Below are 16,114 nucleotides of genomic sequence, written 5' to 3'. Positions count from 1 at the left end.
GGTCAGGCCGTCGCGGGCTGCTTCTTCCCGATCGCACCGAGCAGATCGTCGAACGCCTTGACGAAGGAGGCGACCCCCTCCTGCACCAGCGTGTCGGTGACGTCGTTCAGATCCAGGCCCAGCCGATCGGCCTCGGCCAGCACATGGCGCGCCTCGTCGATATCGGCGGTCAGCGTGTCGGCCACCGTGCCATGGTCGCGGAACGCGTCCATCGTCTTGGGCGGCATGGTGTTGACCGTGTCCGGGCCGATCAGCGTGTCGACATAGAGCGTGTCCGGATATGACGGGTCCTTGGTACCGGTCGAGGCCCAGAGCAGCCGCTGGGGCTGCGCGCCCTTCGCCGCCAGCGCCTGCCAACGGTCGGACTTCAGAAACTCGAGATACCATTGATACGCCATCTTGGCGTTGGCGATCGCGACCTTGCCGCGAATAGCCTTGAGCGCATCGGCCTCGGCATCACCGGCGCCCACGCGCTCGTCGATCTTCTTGTCGATCGCCGAGTCGATACGGCTGATGAAGAAGCTGGCGACGCTGGCGATCCGGTCGATCGGCTGCCCGGCCTTCGCCCGCTCTTCCAGGCCGGCCACATAGGCCTCGGCCACCTTGATATAGGCGTCCTGCGAGAAGAGCAGCGTGACGTTGACGTTGATCCCCTTGGCGATGGTCGCCGAGATGGCGGGCGCGCCCGCATCGGTGCCGGGGATCTTGATCATCAGGTTGGGGCGATCGACCGCGTGCCACAGCTTTTCCGCCTCGGCGATGGTCGCGTCGGTGTCGTCGGCGATGTAGGGCGACACCTCCAGGCTGACATAGCCATCCTTGGCGTCGAGCCGGTCATAGACCGGCTTCAGCGTTTCCGCCGCCGCCTTGATGTCCTGGATCGCCAGATGCTCGTAGCGGTCGATGGTCGCCGCGCCGGGGTTTTCCTTGTCGAACGCCCCCAGCGTGCCGTCATAGGCGTCGCCATGCCCCATCGCCTTTTCGAAGATCGACGGGTTGGAGGTGACGCCGGTCAGCCCGTCCTCGGCGACGAGCTTTTCCAAGCCCTTCGCCTCGAGGAACTTGCGATCGACGAAATCGAGCCAGGGGGCACAGCCTTTGGCGCCCAGTTCCTGCAACTTGCTCATCACTTGGTCTCCACCAATTCGCGGGCCACCTTCACGACATTGTCGAGAGTGAAGCCGAACTTGTCCTGCAGCTTCGATATGGGGGCGGAGGCACCGAACGTCGACATGGTGATCGTGCGACCTTCGAAACCGACATAGCGATCCCAGCCGATCGATCCGGCCTGCTCGACGGCCAGACGCGCGGTGACGGCGCGCGGCAGCACGCTTTCCTTGTACGCGGCGTCCTGCATCTCGAAGCGGTACCAGCTCGGCAACGAGACGACGCGCGCCTTGATGCCGTCGGCGGTCAGCGTCTCATAGGCGTCGGTCACCAGCGACAGTTCCGACCCCGTGGCGATCAGGATCACGTCCGGCGTGCCCTCGCAATCGGCGAGGACATAGCCGCCCTTCTTGAGGCCCGAGGCCGCCGCATATTTGCTGCGATCCAGCGTCGGCAGCGCCTGACGCGAGAAGATCAGCGCGGTCGGATGATCGGCCGACTCGGCCGCACAGCGCCATGCCTCGGCGACTTCGTTCGCATCGCCCGGCCGGATGGTGTCGAGGCCAGGGATCGCGCGCAGCGTCGCCAGATGCTCGATCGGCTGGTGGGTCGGACCATCCTCGCCCACGCCGATCGAGTCGTGCGTGAAGACGAAGATCGCGCCCAGCTCCATGATCGCGGCGAGGCGGATCGGCGCGCGCATATAGTCGGAGAAGACCAGGAAGGTCGCGCCGTAGGAGCGCAGGTGCGACAGCGCCATGCCGTCGACGATCGCGCCCATCGAGTGCTCGCGCACGCCGAAGTGCAGGTTGCGGCCGTCATAGCTGCCCGCCTGGAACGACCCGCCATCCTTGATCAGCGTCTTGGTCGAGGGCGCGAGATCGGCCGAACCGCCGACCAGCCACGGCACCTTGGCGGCGATGGCGTTCTGCACCTTGCCGCCCGAGTCGCGGCTGGCCACCCCCTTGGCATCCGCCTCGAACACCGGGATTTCGCTGTCCCAGCCCTCGGGGAGGGTGTCGGAGAGCATTGCGTCGAGCTGTGCGGCGAGTTCGGGATATTCGGCGCGATAACGCTCGACCATCGCGACCCACTCGTCACGCAGCGGCTTGCCGCGCGTCTCGATCGCGCCCTGGAAGGCTTCGCGCACGCCATCGGGGACCAGGAACTTGGCGTCTTCGGGCCAGCCATAGGCCTTCTTGGTCGCGCGGATCGCGTCTTCGCCCAGCGGCTCGCCATGCGCCTTTTCGCTGCCCGCCTTGGGGCTGCCATAGCCGATGACCGACTTCACGACGATGAAGGTCGGCTTGTCCTGGGTCGCCTTGAAATCGTCGAGCGCGGCGGTCAGCGCCGCGACGTCATTCGCGTCGTCGACATGGATGACGTTCCAGCCATAGGCCTCGAAGCGCTTGCCCACATCCTCGTCGAACGCCAGATCGGTGCCGCCCTCGATCGAAATATGGTTGGAGTCGTAGATCCAGCAGAGGTTGGACAGCTTGAGGTGGCCGGCGGTCGAGGCCGCCTCCGACGCGACGCCCTCCATCATATCGCCGTCGCCGCACACGACATAAACGTCATGGTCGAAGATCGGGAAACCTTCACGGTTGAAATGCGCCGCCAGCCAGCGCTCGGCGATCGCCATGCCGACCGAGTTGCCGCAACCGGCACCCAGCGGGCCGGTCGTCGTCTCGACGCCCGTGGTGTGGCGATATTCGGGATGGCCCGGCGTCTTGGAGTTAAGCTGGCGGAAACCCTTAAGGTCCTCCAGGCTCAGCGCGGGCTTGCCCGACTTGTTGCCGTTCGCATCGATCTCCTCGATCCCCGCCAGATGGATCAGCGAGTAGAGCAGCATCGAGGCATGGCCGACCGACAGCACGAAGCGGTCGCGATTGGGCCAGTCGGCATGCGCGGGATCGTAGCGCAGGAATTTCGACCAGATGGTGTGACCGACCGGCGCCAGCGCCATGGGGGTGCCGGGATGGCCCGAATTGGCCTGCTGCACCGCGTCCATCGACAGGGTGCGGATGGTGTCGATGGTCAGGCGCTCGATCGACCCGTCCTCGTGCAGATGGGTATCGGCCACGGCGTGGGTGGTGGCATCGGTCATGAAACTGGCCTCATCCTTATATGTACGATCGAACGCCTGCGCGTCCGCTCTGGTTGCCATACGCGACCGGCCTTAGCGCGGGTTCCGCCCCCGTTCCAGCCGGGTAACGAACCCGTTGTCGGCAATATAGGCGGCGTCGATCTCGGTCAGAAACAATCCGTGCCCGACGACACCGGGAACCGCCATCAGCGCCGCCGCCAGCGTGTCGGGGGACGTGTCGTCCCAGCCATGGCCATCCACGACGATATTGCCGTTATCGGTCCGGTAATCGGGTCGGTCGATGCAATGGTCGAACCATCGCGACAGGCGCTCGATCACGAAGGCGCGTGCGAAAGGCAGAATCTCGATCGGCAGCTTGGTCGGCGCCAGTCGCTCCACCCGCTTCGATCCATCGGCGATGACGATCATCCGATCCGCGGCCTCGGCCACCGCCTTTTCCCGCAGCATCGCGCCACCCGCCCCTTTCACGGCGCGCAAACCGGCATCGATCGCATCCGCACCATCGATCGCCACATCGACCCGGCTGACCTGGGCGAAATCGCGCACCGTCAGACCCAAGGATCGGGCGAGCGCCGCACTCGCCTCTGATGTCGCGACCGTTTCGATACGCAATCGTCGTTCCGCCAGAGCGGCAATGGCATGGGCGGCGGTGGACCCCGTCCCAAGCCCCACAAGCATATCGTCGCAAATTTCTCGCACGGCGGCGCTGGCGGCTAGGCGCTTATCGGCATCCCGATCGATCATGTCCCTTGAAAATGCATCAGAACTCCAAAGGGTCCGTCCGCTCCGGCTTTTGCCGCAGCGCGACAAATTGCGACAATTAAGGCGGGGGATTTAGGCCATCATCACTTGCCTTTTCGCGCCCGCATCGTGCACTTTGACACAGGTCAGCAACGTTTGACGGGCTCATGCATTGACGCGCGGGTCGGTTCGCGCGGCTCGAATCTCAGGCAGGTGAACGAATTGAATTTTCCAGGCTTTCGCGGGTACCCGGCGCTCGCCGGTACGGCCATGGCCCTCGCCCTGGCGACTCTATCGGGCTGTGGCGGGGACAAGGGCGGCGCGGCCAAGGGGCGCAATGGCGGGCAGCAGCAGACGCCGACCGTCGGCTTCGTCACCGTGCAGCCGACCGATGCGCCGATCGTCACGGAACTGGCGGCACGCACCACGGCCTTTGAAAGCTCCGACGTGCGGCCGCAGGTGACGGGCGTCATCCGCCGCCGCTTCTTCACCGAGGGCACGCTCGTGAAGCGCGGCCAGCCACTCTACGAGATCGATCCGCGCCTCTATCGCGCGTCGGTCAACCAGGCGGCCGCCAACCTTCAGAGCGCGCAGGCCAATGCCGAGGCGACGCGCACGCTCGCCGAACGCTATCGCCCGCTCGCGCAGATCGAGGCGATCTCGAAACAGGATTATACCAACGCCCAGGCCTCGGCCCGCCAGGCGGCGGCGCAGGTCGCACAGACGCGGGCCGCGCTGGAAACCGCGCGGGTCAATCTGCAATTCACCACCGTGCCCGCCCCCATCACCGGGCGGATCGGCCGCTCGCTGTTCACCGTCGGGGCGCTGGTCAGTTCGGGGCAGACCGATCCGCTGGCACAGATCCAGCGGCTCGACCCGATTTTCGTCGACATCCAGCAATCGGCGACAGATCTGCTGTCGCTGCGCCGCAATCTCGCGGCGCGTGACGGGCTGATCCCGGCCAGCGCCAATGTCTCGCTGCGACTGGAGGACGGCACCGATTATGGGCAGACGGGCACGGTCCAGTTCGCCGAGGCGGTCGTCGATCCGCAAACCGGTACGGTGACGCTGCGCGCGCGCTTCCCCAATCCGCAAGGGCTGCTCCTGCCCGGCATGTTCGTTCGCGCCCGCTTCGCACAGGCGATCGACACCAGCGCCTATCTGGTCCCGCAACAGGCGGTATCGCGCGATCCGAAGGGCAATGCGACGCTGTTCATCGTGGGTCCGAACGACAAGGTGCAGCAGAAGAAGGTCAAGGCCGAGCGGACCCAGGGCGCCTATTGGGTGGTGACCGACGGGCTGAAGCCGGGCGACAAGATCGTGACCCAGGGCCTCGCCAATCTACGCCCCGGACAGAGCGTGCGCGCGGTGCCGGCCAATAGCCCGCAAAAGGTCCAGCCCCCCTCGCCCGAACAGTTGAAGAAGATGCAGGCCGCCAAGGGCAAGGCGGGCTGACCGGACCATGCTCAGCCGCGTCTTTATCGATCGTCCCATCTTCGCCTGGGTCCTTGCCATCATCGTCATGCTGGCGGGTATCGGCGCGATCATGGGCCTGCCCATCGCGCAATATCCGGACGTCGCCCCGCCCCAGGTGTCGATCCGCGCCACCTTCCCCGGTGCATCCGCGCAGACGCTGCAGAATTCGGTCACCCAGGTCATCGAGCAGCAGCTGACCGGCATCGACGGGCTGCTCTATTTCCAGTCCTCCTCGTCGAGCCGTGGCTCGGTGACGATCACCGCGACCTTCGCCAAGGGCACCGACCCCGACATCGCGCAGGTCCAGGTCCAGAACCAAGTCCAGCAATCGGTCGCCCGCCTGCCGCAACAGGTGCAGCAACAGGGCCTGGTCGTCCGCAAGTCGAACCCCGACTTCCTGTTGATCGCGGGCGTCTATGACGAGACGAACCGGATGACGAATCAGGACGTCGCCGATTACCTCGTCTCGAATTTGCAGGACCCGCTGGGCCGTATCCAGGGCGTCGGCGACACCAACGTCTTCGGCTCGCAATATGCGATGCGCATCTGGCTCAATCCGGAGAAGCTGGCCTCCTACCAGCTGATGCCGTCCGACGTGACGACCGCGATCCAGAACCAGAATACCGAGGTCGCGGCGGGCGAGGTCGGCGGTACGCCCTCGGCACAAACCCAGATGCTGAACGCGACCGTGACCTCGCAGTCGCGCCTCCAGACGCCCGAGCAGTTCCGCGAGATCATCGTCAAGACACTGAACAACGGCGCGACCGTAAAGCTGTCCGACGTGGCGCGGATCGAGCTGGGCGCGGAAAGCTATGCCGCGGTCAGCCGGATCAACCAGCATCCCGGTGCCGGTATCGCCGTTCTGATGGCGCCCGGCGCCGACGCGCTGAAGACCGCCGAACTGGTCAAGGCCGAGATCACCCGCGTCGCCAAGACCTTCCCGCCGGGCCTGAAGGTCGCCTATGCCAACGACACCACCGCCTTCATCAAGCTGTCGATCGACGAGGTGGTCAAGACGCTGATCGAGGCGATCATCCTCGTCGTCATCGTCATGTTCGTCTTCCTGCAAAGCTGGCGCGCGACGCTGATCCCGACGATCGCGGTGCCGGTGGTGTTGCTCGGCACCTTCGCCATCTTCTATCTGGCCGGCTTCTCGATCAACACGCTGACCCTGTTCGGGCTGGTACTGGCGATCGGCCTCTTGGTCGACGACGCGATCGTGGTCGTGGAGAATGTCGAGCGTCTGCTCGAGGAAAATCCCGACATGACCCCGCGCGAGGCGACGATCGAGTCGATGCGCGAGATCACCGTCGCGCTGATCGCCATCGCGCTGGTGCTGTCGGCGGTGTTCCTGCCGATGGCGTTCTTCGGCGGGTCCACCGGCGTCATCTATCGCCAATTCTCGATCACCATCGTCTCGGCGATGATCCTGTCGGTCGCGGTCGCGATCATCCTGAGCCCCGCACTGACCGCCACGCTGCTCAAGCGAAAGGCGAAGGAAGGCGAGGAGGGCGCCTGGCTCGACCGCAAATTCCCGCGGGTGGCGCATGGGCTGCAACGGGCGAAGGACGGGTTCAATTCGCGCTTCGAATGGACGGTCGAGAAATATACCTCGGCCGTGCGGACCGTCGTCGATCGCAAATGGCTGTTCCTGCTGATCTATGTCGGCGTCGTCGCATTGCTGGCGATCCTGTTCCTGCGCCTGCCCACCGGCTTCCTACCGACCGAGGATCAGGGATCGGCGATCGTCCAGTTCCGCCTGCCCGCCGGTGCGACGCAAGCGCGCACGATGGAAATCCAGCGCCGGGTCGAGCAGTATTTTGCCCAGCATGAGGGCAAGAACGTCAAGGTTCTGTTCTCGGTCTCGGGGGGCGGCGGTGGCGGCACCAGCGGCCAGAATACCGGCCAGGGCTTCATCAACTTCGTCGACTGGGCCGACCGCAAGGGCAAGGAAAACAGTGCCGACGCGATCACCGGACGAGCCTCCGCCGCCTTCCGGGGCCTTCGCGACGCACAGGTCTTCGCGCTGGTGCCGCCGGCCATTCGTGGCCTGGGCCAGTCGGACGGTTTCACCATGGAGTTGCAGAATATTTCGGGCATGCCGCTCGAAAAGTTCGAGGCGGTGCGCGACGAGTTGCTCGCCAAGGCCAATGCCGACCCCAAGCTCGCCTCGGTCCGCCTGACCGAACTGCCCGATATCGCCACGCTCCGCGTCGATCTCGATCAGCAGAAATTGTCGGCGCTGGGCCTCACGCAGCAGCAGGTGAACTCGACCCTGTCGACCGCCTGGGGCGGGCAATATGTCAACGACTTCATCGATCGCGGCCGCGTCAAGCGCGTCTTCGTCCAGGGCGACGCGCCCTATCGCTCCGAGCCCGAAGACCTGAAACAATGGTTCGTGCGCGGGTCGAGCGGCCAGATGGCGCCCTTCTCGTCCTTCTCGACGATCAACTGGGGCGTGGCGCCCACCACCCTGTCGCGGTTCAACGGCATCCCGTCTTACGAATTCCAGGGATCGGCGGCACCCGGCTACAGCTCGGGTGACGCCATGCAGCGGATGACCGAGCTCGCCGCAGAAATCCCCGGCACCTCGATCGCCTGGGCGGGCCTGTCCTATCAGGAACGGCTGTCGGGCGGACAGGCACCGATCCTCTATGCCCTGTCGATCCTGGTCGTCTTCCTTTGCCTCGCCGCGCTCTATGAAAGCTGGTCGATCCCGTTCGCGGTGTTGCTGGTCATTCCGCTCGGCCTGATCGGCGCGGTGGCCTTCGTCACGCTGCGCGGGTTGACCAACGACGTCTATCTCCAGATCGGTCTGCTGACGACCATGGGCTTGGCGGCGAAGAACGCCATCCTGATGATCGAGTTTGCTGAACAGGCGGAGAAACAGGGCAAGCGCGTCATCGACGCCGCGCTGGAGGCGGCCAAGATCCGTCTGCGGCCGATCCTGATGACCAGCTTCGCCTTCATCTTCGGCGTGCTGCCGCTCGCCATCTCGACCGGTGCGGGCGCCAACAGCCGTATCGCGATCGGCACCGCCGTGATCGGCGGCATGCTGACCGCCACGGTGCTGGCGATCTTCTACATTCCGCTGTTCTTCGTGCTGGTCCGCCGTTCGGTGCGCAACGGCCTCGCCCGGTTGCGAGGCAAGCCGATGAGCGAGCATGGCGCGGGACATCGTCCCCCCGAAGGCGAAGCGGCGGAGAAGGCCTGATGCGTATCCTGTCCCCCTTCCCCGCCCTGCTGCTGACCGCGACCGCGCTGTCGGCCTGTTCGATGGCCCCGAAATATGAGCGGCCCGCGACGCCGGTGCCGCCCTCCTGGCCGGTCGGCGACGCCTATCTGCGCCAGTCGGAAGCGGCGCTGCCGACCGTCCGTTACACCGACATCTTCCGCGACGCCCGGTTGCAGCGGCTGATCGAACAGGCGCTGGTCAACAATCGCGACCTGCGCGTGGCCGCCGCCAATATCGCCGCGACCCGCGCGCAATATCGCATCCAGCGCGCCAGCCTGTTGCCGAATGTCAGCGCCAATGGGCGCTACAGCTATACCGACCGGGGATCGGGCGGCGCGGCCTCCAACGCCATTGGCGGCGGTGGCACCGGTATCAGTAATGGCGGGACCGGTACGGGTAATGGCGGGACCGGAAACGGTGGCGTCGGCAATGGTGGCATAGATAACGGCGGCGCTGGCGGCGTCGTCACGGGTGCCAATGGCAGCGGCAGCGCCTGGTCGGTCAATCTGGGCGTCAACGCCTTCGAGCTCGACCTGTTCGGCCGCATCCGCTCGCTGACCGGTGCCGCGCTCGACCGCTATTTCGCGACCGAGGCGGCAGCGCGCGCCACCCGGTTGACGCTGGTCGGCGACATTGCCGAGGCGTGGCTCAACTATGGCGCGGACCAGAGCCTGCTCGCCATCGCCCGCGACACCGCCGCCAGCGCGCAGCGCAGCGTCACCCTGACCCGCGCCCGGCTGGAGGGCGGCATCGCACCCCGCACCGATCTGCGCCAGGCCGAACAGGTGCTGGCGACCGCGCAGGCCGATCTGGCGCAACAGACGACGGCGGTGGCGCAGGACGTCAACGCGCTGCAACTGCTGGTCGGCGCGCCGATCGATACCGCGCTGCTGCCAAAGTCGATCGACGAGGCCAGCCCGACCATCGCCACCCTACCCGCCGGGCTGGATTCAGGCATCCTGTTGCGGCGGCCCGATGTGGTGCAGGCCGAATATGAGCTGCGCGCCGCCAATGCCCAGATCGGCGCGGCACGCGCGGCGCTGTTCCCGCGCATCTCGCTAACCGGGCTGGTCGGCTTTGCCAGCACCGCGCTCTCGTCGCTCTTTTCGGGGGGCAGCTTCAACTATTCGGTCGCGCCCTCGGTCAGCTATCCGATCTTCCAAGCGGGCGCGGGCGTTGCCAATGTCCGCTATTCGGAGGCGCAGCGCGACGCGCTGCTCGCGACCTATGAAAAGGCGATCCAGACCGCCTTCCAGGAAACCGCCGACGCCCTGGCGCGGCAAGGCACGATCGCGGACCAGCTCGGCGCCAATCGCCGCTTCCTGATCGCCGCCGCCGATACCTATCGCCTGACCGAGGCCAGCTATCGTGGCGGGGTCACCCCGTTCCTGAATACGCTGGACGCGCAACGTTCGCTCTATTCGGCGCAACGCACGCTGATCGCGACGCAGTTGGTCGCGGCGAACAATCGCGTGACGCTCTACCGCGTACTGGGCGGTGATTCGCTGCTGGATGCAACCAGCAATGGGCCGATTCCGGCCGTAAGCGTGACGGCACCCCGCTAAGACCTATGGTCCCGCCCGGTCGCCGGAAGCGCCGGGCGGGCCATGGATTACTTCTGTCCGCGCGCCACCCCGACCGCGTCGCGTCCGAACTGGACGATCATCTCGCCGATCTCGCGCGCCTGCGCCATCGAGCGATTGCCCTGTTCGCGCAGGAAATCGGTCTGAATCCGCATCACGTCCGACAGGTCGCGGGCCGACGCCGCCTGACGCATCGCGGCAAAGGCCTCGCGCGCATTGGTTTCCGCCTGGTCGAGCATCTTCAGCGTCACCGCCGAGCCGCCCTCGGCGATTTTTTGCCCGGAGGCCTGCATGGCCTCGCCCGCGCCCTTCAAGCGTTCGGAAAACTGGCCGGCGCCCATATCGCCGCCGATCGCGCCCGCGCCGCCGCCATTACCCATATCCTCGGCCATCTCGTCCGTCTCCTCACCCAATTGCGTGTCTGGATTGAACCCTTGGCCGTCCCAGGAGTTGCACGGACCCGTCCGGCAATCAGACACCCGCGAAGTAGCGTTCCAAGAGCGTCTTGCCCGCCTGCCCCAGGCTCAGGCCCGCTTCGTCCCGGATCAGCCAGCCACGATCGACGAGCAGACGCACCCAGCGCAATCCGGCCTGGCCTTGCATAGGCAATCCAATCGCCTCCAATATCGCCGCTTCGCGCATCGGCGCGTCGGACTGGAACAGCGCCAGCAGGATTTCCCAGGCGGGATCACCCAGCATATCGGCATGGTCTCCGGCCAGCCGCCGCAGGTCGAGGCGTCGCCGCAGGATCACCCCGGCGCATTCCTGGGCACTGGGGACACGCGGCAGGCGCGGCACCGGCACGCCCCCGACCTCGCCGGAAATCGCTTCGATACGGCTCTTCACCTCGGTCATGGCCTCGGCAAAGCGTTCCAGGCTGGCGCGGTCCTCGACCGGCCAGTGCAGGAGACGAAAGTCGGAGGTCATCGAAAATCTCGCCAAGAAAAGGCCCAGTCAGGATCGCGCCCATGGCGAGCGACTCGTATCTGATGGCGCAGGACGCCGATCCCCAATATTCCGAGCATGGGATAGGCGATCTTGCCCTCGGCCATGCCATACATCCACGGCATGAGATTGGCATCGAGTCCACGCACACCGTGGATACCGATACCCAGAAGATGCAGCGCCGCCAGCCAAAGCGGCCAGAAGCGGTTCGCCAGCATGGCGATCGTGATCAGGCCGCCCATCAGCACGATGTCGATCGCCACTTCGCGCATATCCGTCGTACGGAAATGCGTCGATGGCTCAAAGGCGAGCATCAATGTCGCCCCCGTTGCAGCCAGCAACAGAATCGCTCCGCAGCGCTCGGGCCAGCCGCCCATCGTCAGCGCATAGAGGCAGATCAGCCCCTGAACGATGTTGAAGACATAGATGTGCGTCACGGCGTGCCCCGCAGCAAGAAAATCCAATGAGGCACGCCGTCCCTGCCCTGATCAGGCCGCCACGCGGAGCGGCATGGTGGTGATCGAGCCGGCTACTTCCGGCGGCTTGGGATGATTGTCGCCATATTCGTCGGCATCGAAGCCGATCGTCTTACCGACCTTTTCCAGGATACGGTGGCTCTGCACGGTATGGCCGCGTGCATTGCCGATGGCGAGCATTGCCTGGCCGATCTGCTCAAAGGCATGCTGGCCGACCACGGCCGACAGCTTGGCTTCGGCGCGGGCGCGCGGCAGCGCCATGGCCAGTTCGCCTACCGTCGAGAAAGCGGCATCGAGTTCGTTTTCCAACTTCCACAGCAGCTGGGTTACCTGAAGCGCTGCGTCCTGTTCCGTCATCATCGCCTGTTCCCCCGACTAAAGCCCTGATCCTGGGCCCCCGCGCCATGAGCGCGGGAAGATGGTGTCATCCGGCAAGATGCGTCAGCCGCCCGATCACGCGGGTCATCACGTCCAGCCCGGTGGCCAGCATGCCGAAGCCGATGGCGAGAGCGATAGCGATCGTGGGTATCCAGAACAGCCTTTCGGCGATGTTCATGTCGTTGCGGGTCTGACCTTGCCGCCGGAAAGGAAGAGACAAGCGGGGCGATACGTGGACATGGCCGCCCTGTACCGCCCCGCCGACCGTACTCCCATCCGGTGCCGATGGAACTGCCACGGCCGGCGTGTCGGAAACCAGCCCCGCAGAATCGGGTATGATTTTATCGGGGTCTTCTTCTTCTACAATTTCAATGACTTGGTCATTTTCATCAATGACTTTCTCGGTTTCATCGACTTCATATTCGGCCAGGGCAAGCGCCGCCTCACGACGATTTCGCGCACCCAGCAGGCGCACCGCTTCGGCCAGATAGCTGTCGACCGTAGATTTCCCGAGCCCGAGTTCGGCGGCGATTTCCTTCGATCCCTTCAACGCCTTCACGCCACGCAGGCATTCTCGATGACGTCGGGTGAGCAGGGCAAAACGTTCGGGAGTCATCTCTCTTTCCGACCGGGCCGGACCAAAACCGGCTACGATCTTTGCCCTAGCCGGGAGAGTGGCTCTACGCCAAGCAGTTCAGCGTCCGAACCGGTGCTGAAGCAATATTTTAAGAAAAATGGTTAACGCGGCCCATGGCTCAGCGGGATTTGCGCGGCACGTCGATCGCTTCGATCGAATCGAGCGCGAGCAACAGATCGTCGAACTGCGTGTCCTGGTGTACGGGAAAGGACCGGCGAAAGCCGGTGCCCAATACGTCCAGGTCGCGCTGGGTCAGCAGACCGACGGCCACGATCGGATCGGAACTGCGGCCCCGCCCGGGCGTCTCCCGGGTCATTGCCGCCACCCGACGCTAAGGACGGCCGGCTGGATGCACAGCACAACTGCCGCCACCCCGACATGGCGGATTTCGCCACGGGCCATGAGGCATTGTGAAACCGTCGCGCGATACATCATCCTGACTCCGTCCATCGCGTTTAAACCTGCCATTCGACCATGCTGTTCCACGCTTTTTCCATGGCTGCGACGAGTGGCCAGGGTGGCGGACGGATTGCGCGGCGTTTCGGGCGCGACACCCTTCCCACTGGGCTTCCCCATTGCTAAGGCCGCGCGTGTCAACCGGAGATTTCCCCGGCGCGCCTGCTCGCGGCTGCATGCTGCCGTGTCCCCCTGGCGTGCTCGGCTCGACCAAGAAGGGACGCCCATGACTGCGATAGGCCAGGACAGCCTGAAGACCCGCTCGACGCTCGACGTCGACGGCAAGACCTATGATTATTACAGCCTCGCCAAGGCCTCCGAGCAACTGGGCGATATCAGCCGCCTGCCCTTCTCGATGAAGGTGCTGCTGGAGAATCTGCTGCGCTTCGAGGACGGCAAGACCGTCACGCGCGAAGATATCCAGGCGATCGTCGACTGGCAGAAGACCCAGCGCTCGGACCGCGAAATCCAGTATCGCCCGGCCCGCGTGCTGATGCAGGACTTCACCGGCGTGCCTTGCGTGGTCGACCTCGCCGCGATGCGCGACGCGATCACCAAGCTGGGCGGCGATGCGGCCAAGATCAATCCGCAGGTTCCCGTCCACCTCGTCATCGATCACTCGGTCATGGTCGACGAGTTCGGCACGCCGCAGGCGTTCGAGGACAATGTCGACCTCGAATATCAGCGCAACATGGAGCGCTATGAGTTCCTGAAGTGGGGCTCCAAGGCGCTCGACAATTTCTCGGTGGTCCCGCCGGGCACCGGCATCTGCCACCAGGTGAATCTGGAATATATCGGCCAGGCCATCTGGTCCTCGACCGAGACCGGCGAGCACGCGCAGGGTTCGACCGCGATCGCCTATCCGGACACGCTGGTCGGCACCGACAGCCACACCACGATGATCAACGGCCTGGGCGTGCTCGGCTGGGGCGTTGGCGGGATCGAGGCGGAAGCCGCGATGCTCGGCCAGCCCGTGTCGATGCTGATCCCCGAAGTCGTCGGCTTCAAACTGACCGGCAAGCTCCAGGAAGGCATCACCGCCACCGATCTGGTGCTGACCATCACCCAGATGCTGCGCGCCAAGGGCGTGGTCGGCCGCTTCGTCGAGTTCTACGGCCCCGGCCTGTCGTCGATGACGCTCGCCGACCGTGCGACGATCGCCAACATGGCGCCCGAATATGGCGCGACCTGCGGCTTCTTCCCGATCGACGACAAGACGCTCGACTATATGCGCCTGACCGCGCGTTCGGACGAGAATGTCGCCCTGGTGGAGGCTTATGCCAAGGCCAACGGCTTCTGGCGTCACGACGATGCCGCCGACCCCGTCTTCACCGACACGCTGGAACTCGACATGTCGACGGTCGTGCCGTCGCTCGCCGGCCCGAAGCGTCCGCAGGACAAGGTCGTGCTTACCGAGGTGGACGACGTGTTCAACGCCGACCTCGCCAAGGTGTACAAGAAGGACGCGCCCGCCCGCGTCGCGGTCGACGACCGTGGCCATGACATTGGCGACGGCGACGTCGTGATCGCCGCGATCACGAGCTGCACCAACACCTCGAACCCGTCGGTGCTGGTCGCCGCCGGCCTGGTCGCCCGCAAGGCGAACGCGCTGGGCCTGAAGCCCAAGCCCTGGGTCAAGACCTCGCTCGCCCCCGGTAGCCAGGTCGTCACCGATTATCTCGACAAGGCGGGCCTGACCGCCGATCTCGACGCGATCGGCTTCAACCTGGTCGGCTATGGCTGCACCACCTGCATCGGCAATTCGGGTCCGCTCGCCGAGCCGATCTCGAAGGCGATCAACGGCAACGACATCGTCGCCGCCTCGGTCCTGTCGGGCAACCGCAACTTCGAAGGCCGCGTGTCGCCCGACGTGCGCGCCAACTTCCTCGCCTCGCCGCCGCTGGTCGTCGCCTATGCGCTGAAGGGCACCGTCACGCAGGACATGCGTGAGACGCCGATCGGCCAGGGCAAGGACGGCCAGGACGTCTATCTGAAGGACATCTGGCCTTCGAACGAGGAAGTCCGCACCCTGATGGATGCGAACATCGACGATGAGATGTTCCGTTCGCGCTACGGCAACGTCTATGCGGGCGACGCCAAGTGGTCGGCGATCCAGGTGACCGGTTCGGACACCTATGCCTGGCCGGCCGGCTCGACCTATGTCGCCAACCCGCCCTATTTCGAAGGCATGGAGATGACGCCGAAGCCCGTCACCGACATCATCGAAGCCAAGCCGCTCGCGATCCTGGGCGACTCGATCACCACCGACCACATCAGCCCGGCCGGTTCGATCAAGGCTGACAGCCCGGCCGGCATCTTCCTGCAGGAGCATCAGGTCGCCAAGAAGGACTTCAACTCCTATGGCGCGCGTCGCGGTCACCATGAGGTGATGATGCGCGGCACCTTCGCCAATATCCGCATCAAGAATGAGATGGTGCCGGGTATCGAAGGCGGCATGACCAAGTATGAAGGCGAAGTGATGCCGATCTATGACGCCGCGATGCGTCACAAGGCCGACGGCACGCCGCTCGTCATCGTCGCGGGCAAGGAATATGGCACGGGCTCGTCGCGCGACTGGGCGGCGAAGGGCACCAACCTGCTCGGCGTCCGCGCGGTCATCACCGAGAGCTTCGAGCGTATCCACCGCTCGAACTTGGTCGGCATGGGCGTGTTGCCGCTTCAGTTCGCCGAGGGCGTGACCCGCGAGACGCTGAAGCTGGACGGCAGCGAGACCTTCACCATCCAGGGCGTCGCTGGTCTGCGCCCGCGTCAGGATGTCGAAGTGATCCTGGCCCGCAAGGACGGCTCGACCGAGACCTTCCTGACCAAGTGCCGCATCGATACCGTCAACGAGCTGGAATATTTCCTGAACGGCGGCATCCTGCAGTACGTGCTGCGCAACCTGGCGGCGTAAAGGTCAACGGCGGAGGCGCCGAATCGTTCGGAGCCTCCGCCTCCACTTTCCTCCCCTGT

The 16,114-nt window shown here is 65.2% G+C and carries 13 protein-coding genes; 4 read left to right on the top strand and 9 right to left on the bottom strand.

Annotated elements, in window-relative coordinates; translation table 11 throughout:
* Nucleotides 1-2: 2 nt before the first annotated feature.
* The 3 genes from tal to rpiA form a co-directional block, all read right to left on the bottom strand.
* Entirely contained in the window at nt 3-1,127 is a 1,125-nt protein-coding gene (tal, locus tag SP6_RS01525) for a transaldolase (RefSeq protein WP_037568867.1), read from the bottom strand.
* On the bottom strand, nt 1,127-3,214 hold the full coding sequence (gene tkt, locus SP6_RS01520; RefSeq protein WP_037568866.1) for a transketolase: 2,088 nt from the start codon (nt 3,212-3,214) through the stop codon (nt 1,127-1,129). Before tkt ends, tal begins: the two co-directional genes overlap by 1 nt.
* 72 nt (nt 3,215-3,286) lie before the next feature.
* Nucleotides 3,287-3,958 carry a ribose-5-phosphate isomerase RpiA gene (rpiA, locus tag SP6_RS01515; protein WP_007405398.1) on the bottom strand — a complete coding sequence of 224 codons (672 nt, stop codon included), beginning with the start codon at nt 3,956-3,958 and terminating at the stop codon, nt 3,287-3,289.
* 267 nt (nt 3,959-4,225) lie between these two features.
* Here rpiA and SP6_RS01510 point away from each other — a divergent pair, with 267 nt between their 5' ends.
* From SP6_RS01510 to SP6_RS01500, 3 genes are read left to right on the top strand one after another with little or no spacing between them, the layout of a single operon-like run.
* Entirely contained in the window at nt 4,226-5,410 is a 1,185-nt protein-coding gene (locus SP6_RS01510; protein ID WP_042468356.1) for an efflux RND transporter periplasmic adaptor subunit, read from the top strand.
* Nucleotides 5,411-5,417: 7 nt separating this feature from the next.
* Nucleotides 5,418-8,645 carry a multidrug efflux RND transporter permease subunit gene (locus tag SP6_RS01505; RefSeq protein WP_007405415.1) on the top strand — a complete coding sequence of 1,076 codons (3,228 nt, stop codon included), beginning with the start codon at nt 5,418-5,420 and terminating at the stop codon, nt 8,643-8,645.
* The gene (locus SP6_RS01500) at nt 8,645-10,231 is read left to right on the top strand and encodes an efflux transporter outer membrane subunit (RefSeq protein WP_007405358.1); all 1,587 of its coding nucleotides are present in this window, start codon (nt 8,645-8,647) and stop codon (nt 10,229-10,231) included. The genes SP6_RS01505 and SP6_RS01500 overlap by 1 nt, the downstream gene beginning before the upstream one ends.
* A 47-nt stretch (nt 10,232-10,278) precedes the next feature.
* On the opposite strand, the gene phaP is transcribed toward SP6_RS01500, so the two are convergent.
* The 6 genes from phaP to SP6_RS01470 form a co-directional block, all read right to left on the bottom strand.
* The gene (gene phaP, locus SP6_RS01495; RefSeq protein ID WP_082052400.1) at nt 10,279-10,641 is read right to left on the bottom strand and encodes a phasin family protein; all 363 of its coding nucleotides are present in this window, start codon (nt 10,639-10,641) and stop codon (nt 10,279-10,281) included.
* A gap of 79 nt (nt 10,642-10,720) precedes the next feature.
* Nucleotides 10,721-11,176 carry a hypothetical protein gene (locus tag SP6_RS01490; RefSeq protein WP_007405468.1) on the bottom strand — a complete coding sequence of 152 codons (456 nt, stop codon included), beginning with the start codon at nt 11,174-11,176 and terminating at the stop codon, nt 10,721-10,723.
* Nucleotides 11,173-11,631 (bottom strand): hypothetical protein, encoded by a 459-nt coding sequence (locus tag SP6_RS01485; RefSeq protein ID WP_007405392.1) that lies wholly within the window; start codon nt 11,629-11,631, stop codon nt 11,173-11,175. The genes SP6_RS01490 and SP6_RS01485 overlap by 4 nt, the downstream gene beginning before the upstream one ends.
* Before the next feature lie 51 nt (nt 11,632-11,682).
* A complete protein-coding gene (locus tag SP6_RS01480; RefSeq protein ID WP_113667421.1) occupies nt 11,683-12,030 on the bottom strand; it encodes a hypothetical protein in 348 nt (115 codons plus the stop codon).
* A 64-nt stretch (nt 12,031-12,094) separates the two neighbouring features.
* A complete protein-coding gene (locus SP6_RS01475; protein ID WP_082052391.1) occupies nt 12,095-12,664 on the bottom strand; it encodes a helix-turn-helix domain-containing protein in 570 nt (189 codons plus the stop codon).
* A 139-nt stretch (nt 12,665-12,803) separates the two neighbouring features.
* Complete coding sequence (locus SP6_RS01470) at nt 12,804-13,001, bottom strand: hypothetical protein (protein WP_037568861.1); 198 nt, start codon at nt 12,999-13,001, stop codon at nt 12,804-12,806.
* A 366-nt stretch (nt 13,002-13,367) separates the two neighbouring features.
* On the opposite strand from SP6_RS01470, the gene acnA reads away from it, so the two are divergent.
* Nucleotides 13,368-16,055 (top strand): aconitate hydratase AcnA, encoded by a 2,688-nt coding sequence (gene acnA, locus SP6_RS01465; RefSeq protein WP_007405451.1) that lies wholly within the window; start codon nt 13,368-13,370, stop codon nt 16,053-16,055.
* Nucleotides 16,056-16,114: the final 59 nt, after the last annotated feature.

It is taken from the genome of Sphingomonas paucimobilis NBRC 13935 (assembly GCF_000739895.2).
Lineage (GTDB): Bacteria > Pseudomonadota > Alphaproteobacteria > Sphingomonadales > Sphingomonadaceae > Sphingomonas > Sphingomonas paucimobilis.
Note: the sequence above shows the minus strand (reverse complement) of the source record. Positions and strands in the feature narration are given on the sequence as shown.

Excerpts from the sequence above, each read along its gene's own strand:
- tal (WP_037568867.1), bottom strand. The coding sequence starts at position 1,127 with ATGAGCAAGTTGCAGGAACTGGGCGCCAAAGGCTGTGCCCCCTGGCTC.
- tkt (WP_037568866.1), bottom strand. The coding sequence starts at position 3,214 with ATGACCGATGCCACCACCCACGCCGTGGCCGATACCCATCTGCACGAG.
- rpiA (WP_007405398.1), bottom strand. The coding sequence starts at position 3,958 with ATGATCGATCGGGATGCCGATAAGCGCCTAGCCGCCAGCGCCGCCGTG.
- SP6_RS01510 (WP_042468356.1), top strand. The coding sequence starts at position 4,226 with ATGGCCCTCGCCCTGGCGACTCTATCGGGCTGTGGCGGGGACAAGGGC.
- SP6_RS01505 (WP_007405415.1), top strand. The coding sequence starts at position 5,418 with ATGCTCAGCCGCGTCTTTATCGATCGTCCCATCTTCGCCTGGGTCCTT.
- SP6_RS01500 (WP_007405358.1), top strand. The coding sequence starts at position 8,645 with ATGCGTATCCTGTCCCCCTTCCCCGCCCTGCTGCTGACCGCGACCGCG.
- phaP (WP_082052400.1), bottom strand. The coding sequence starts at position 10,641 with ATGGCCGAGGATATGGGTAATGGCGGCGGCGCGGGCGCGATCGGCGGC.
- SP6_RS01490 (WP_007405468.1), bottom strand. The coding sequence starts at position 11,176 with ATGACCTCCGACTTTCGTCTCCTGCACTGGCCGGTCGAGGACCGCGCC.
- SP6_RS01480 (WP_113667421.1), bottom strand. The coding sequence starts at position 12,030 with ATGATGACGGAACAGGACGCAGCGCTTCAGGTAACCCAGCTGCTGTGG.
- SP6_RS01475 (WP_082052391.1), bottom strand. The coding sequence starts at position 12,664 with ATGACTCCCGAACGTTTTGCCCTGCTCACCCGACGTCATCGAGAATGC.
- SP6_RS01470 (WP_037568861.1), bottom strand. The coding sequence starts at position 13,001 with ATGACCCGGGAGACGCCCGGGCGGGGCCGCAGTTCCGATCCGATCGTG.
- acnA (WP_007405451.1), top strand. The coding sequence starts at position 13,368 with ATGACTGCGATAGGCCAGGACAGCCTGAAGACCCGCTCGACGCTCGAC.